Annotated in this window: 2 pseudogenes; both read right to left on the reverse strand. The window is 68.4% G+C overall.

Annotated elements, in window-relative coordinates:
- Positions 1-68, reverse strand: a pseudogene (locus tag B042_RS26675) (NUDIX hydrolase); the annotation flags it as partial.
- A gap of 966 nt (positions 69-1,034) precedes the next feature.
- Positions 1,035-1,631, reverse strand: a pseudogene (locus B042_RS26680) (ADP-ribosyltransferase); the annotation flags it as partial.
- Between the last annotated feature and the right edge of the window lie 435 nt (positions 1,632-2,066).

A 2,066-nucleotide genomic window follows, 5' to 3' on the forward strand; every position in this document is an offset into this window, starting at 1 on the left:
GGGTGGACGGAGTAGAGCAGGAGTCCGGCTGCTCCGTAGCGGCCCCAGCGTCGGGTGCCGTCGGGCAGCCGTACCCATCCGTCACCGCTTTCCGGCCGATGGTCGGGGCCGGGACGGTCGGGGCGTACCTCGCCCGCACCATCGCGGGGGGCGGTGCCGCTGGGACCGCCCGTGCTGGTGTGCCCGGTGCCCTCCACCGCGGAGGGCCCGGCGCTCGTGCTGTAGGGGGAGGTGATCGGGCGTGCTCTCCAGTGGGGACCGGGCCTCCAACCGGTGGGGACGATTTCGGCTTGGACGGTCCAGGCCGGTGTGTTGCGCGGGCGTCGGGTGCCGTGGATGAGGAGGCTGGTGTCGCGGGGGAGCAGGGCCGTGATGTCGCCGAGACGGAGGACCGGGAACTTGGTGGGGACGAGGAGGATGAGTTCGACCGCGTGATCCTCGGGGGCGGTGGGGAACAGGGACGCTGTGAGGAAACCGGGTTCGGTGTGCACGGTGCCCACGGGATGGGCGGGCCCAGCTCCACGAACCATCCTGTCCAGGAAGCCGATGTCGACGCCTGCATGGAGGATGAGTGGTCGGCTGCTCCTGGTGTTGGCGAAGGCGAGATCGAGGCGGTGGATGAGTGAGACGACGGCTTCGCGCTGGTCCGGAGGGACGCTCCCGCCGAGAAGTCCGCCGTCGACCAGGTCTCGGTAGGTTCCGGTGTAGTGCGCCAAGGCCTGTCGGAGCCAGGTGGCAGCTGGTTCTGGTAGGAGTCGGGGCGCCCGTTGGAGGGCCGAGCGATGGTCTGGAAGTCGCAGTCCCCGATGCATACCGGTGCCGGTATCGGCGTTCTCCGGAGCCGCCGGAGCGGTCCAATGAGGTGTCGGGCGCAGCCAGCGGCGGAGGTCCTGGTCCCTGAGGCCGAGTTCCTGCCGGGGCTGGGCCTGGCTGGGGGGGAGGGCCTCGGCGTGGATGTGGACCTTCTGGTCGGGGCGTTCGACGACGCGTGTGATCAGGTACTGGAGACCACGCGGCTGGAGGATCTCCCGCTGTTCGGGGAAGGCGCCGTGATCGCCGACCCACAGGCCCCGGGAACCGGCGGGCAGGGTGAGATGGAGTTGGAAGTTCCATCTACGTGCGATCTCGGACCCTGTTTCCGTGCCCAGGCTGGCGGATAGGTAGCCGGGCTCGGTCTGGACTGTCCCTTCGAGGCTGCGAACGGCCTCCCGGTCCAAGTCCTGCATGAAGCCGACCTCTTGCAGTGCCCGGTGGACCAGGATCGGTTCCGGCAGGGGGTGGTCCAGGGCCTGGTCGATGAGGTCGAGTCGCTGCTCGATGTCGTTGAGCGTGGGGAAGGTCCCGAACGAGTTGACCAGGCGTTCGGCGGATAGTGCTTCCCTGTCGGTGAACCGCGCGAGTTCTCCGGCCGGGTCCGTCGACTGCCTGATCTTCAGCACGAGTTTCTGCTGCTCCGGGGAGAGGGCCCTGAAACTGGCGTTGGTGATGTCGTGCAACGTCGGTTTTTTCGGATACGCCGGGCTCGCCAGTTCGTACAGGGGCCATCCCGGGCCGCGGTGGGAGGTCAATCGCCGCAGAATGTTTAGCTTGCCCTGGATTCCTGAAGTACGCAGCGTCCAGTTGTACGGCACTGAACTCTTGGTGTACGCGTAGACCGCTTCCTGTTGTTCCGGTGGCAGGTTCGTGAACCCGTGAGGGTGGCGGGGGGCGTCCAGGACCTGCCCGCCGTAGGCCTCGCCCTCGCGGTTGCTGGTGAAGTAGCGGACGCCGCGTGGATCGAGGCTCCCCGGTACGGGTGCGGGTTCGGCGGGGCCCAGGAGCTGGAGGGCCTGCCGGGAGAAGTCGGCGAAGAAGGGGAAGGTGTGGAGGTTGGTGGTGCCGGGTTCTGGGGGGAGGAGGTGGCGGGTGCTCTGGTAGTGCTGTTCGGCTTGGGCCCGGGCGGTGGCGGCTTCGTCGCTGTGGGGGTCCTGCCGGGTTGCTTCGGCGGCGGTTTCGAGTGCGTGTGCGCTTTCGCGTAGGTGGTGTGCGCGTTGTTGGGCGGAGCGGGCGGCCTCGTGGGCGTTGTC

The organism is Nocardiopsis sp. CNT312 (assembly GCF_000515115.1).
In the GTDB taxonomy this organism is placed as follows: Bacteria; Actinomycetota; Actinomycetes; order Streptosporangiales; family Streptosporangiaceae; genus Nocardiopsis.